The following is a 1,470-nucleotide window of genomic DNA, read 5'->3' as shown; positions in this document are numbered from 1 at the left end:
ATCACGCTGGTGCGGGGCGCGCAGGCGCACCGGGCCGCGGTGGAGCGGCTGCTGGCGTCCTACCGGGCGATCCCCGCCGGGCAGCGGGTGCGGCTGGCCAAGCGCACCTCGAACCTGTTCCGGGCCCGGGCCGAGGGCACCACGACCGGACTGGACGTCTCCGGTCTGGACGGCGTCATCTCGATCGACACCGCCGCGCGCACCGCCGACGTCCAGGCGATGTGCACCTACGAGTCGCTGGTCGCGGCCACCCTGCCGTACGGCCTGATGCCGCTCGTGGTGCCCCAGCTGAAGACGATCACGCTGGGTGGGGCGGTGACCGGGCTGGGCATCGAGTCCAGCTCGTTCCGCAACGGCCTGCCGCACGAGTCGGTGCTCGAGCTGGACATCCTGACCGGCGACGGCACCCTGGTCACCGCCCGGCCCGAGGGGGAGCACGCGGATCTGTTCCGGGGCTTCCCCAACTCCTACGGCACGCTCGGCTACGCCACCCGGCTGCGGATCGAGCTGGAACCCGTGCAGCCCGCGGTGGCCCTGCGCCACGTGCGGTTCTCGGACCTGGACGAACTGACGGCGGCGATCGGCACGATCAGCGCCGCCCGGGAGTGGGAGGGCACCGGCGTCGACTTCCTCGACGGCGTGGTGTTCTCCGCCTCCGAGGCCTACCTGACCCTGGGCAGCTGGACCGACGACCTGTCCGGCCTGAGCGACTACACCGGACCGGAGCCGTTCTACCGCTCGATCCAGCGGCGGACCACGGACAAGCTGACCATCCACGACTACCTGTGGCGCTGGGACACCGACTGGTTCTGGTGCTCGGCCGCGTTCGGCGCGCAGAACCCGAAGGTGCGTCGCTACTGGCCGGCCCGGTTGCGGCGCAGTGACGTCTTCCACCGGCTGGTCGGGGTGGAGATGAAGTACGGCGTGGTCGCCAAGGTGGACCAGTGGCGCGGCAAGCCCGCCCGCGAACGGGTGATCCAGGACGTCGAACTGCCGGTCACCCGGACGGCCGAGTTCCTCCGCTGGTACCTCGACCACGTGCCGATGACCCCGGTCTGGCTGTGCCCGCTGCGCCTGCGCGAGTCCGGCCCGGCCGGCACCCCCGAGGCCGGTTCGCAGCCCTGGTCGCTGTACCCGCTCCGGGCCGGTCAGACCTACGTGAACGCCGGTTTCTGGGGAACGGTCGCGATCGAGCCGGGGAAGGCCGAGGGCGACAAGAACCGGGAGATCGAGGCGGCGGTGGCCGGCTTCGACGGGCACAAGTCCCTGTACTCGGACGCCTACTACGACGAGGAGACGTTCTGGGCGGCCTACGGCGGCCAGAACTACCCCGCTCTGAAGCAGCGCTACGACGGTGACGGCCGCCTGCTCGACCTCTACGCGAAGGCCGTCGGCCGTCGCTAGAACAACGTTCGGGTCACATCTGGATGAGGAACCTCACAAAACGGGTGTGACCTGGACGGGAACTAC

The 1,470-nt window shown here is 70.5% G+C and carries 1 protein-coding gene; it reads left to right on the top strand.

Annotated elements, in window-relative coordinates; all coding sequences use genetic code 11:
- Nucleotides 1-9: 9 nt before the first annotated feature.
- Nucleotides 10-1,404 (top strand): FAD-binding oxidoreductase, encoded by a 1,395-nt coding sequence (locus ACIBQZ_RS43275; protein ID WP_396094784.1) that lies wholly within the window; start codon nucleotides 10-12, stop codon nucleotides 1,402-1,404.
- Nucleotides 1,405-1,470: the final 66 nt, after the last annotated feature.

It is taken from the genome of Actinoplanes sp. NPDC049599 (assembly GCF_044465625.1).
Classification (GTDB): Bacteria; Actinomycetota; Actinomycetes; order Mycobacteriales; family Micromonosporaceae; genus Actinoplanes.
The sequence above is the reverse complement of the archived record's forward strand: the minus strand, read 5'-3'. Positions and strand labels throughout refer to the sequence as shown.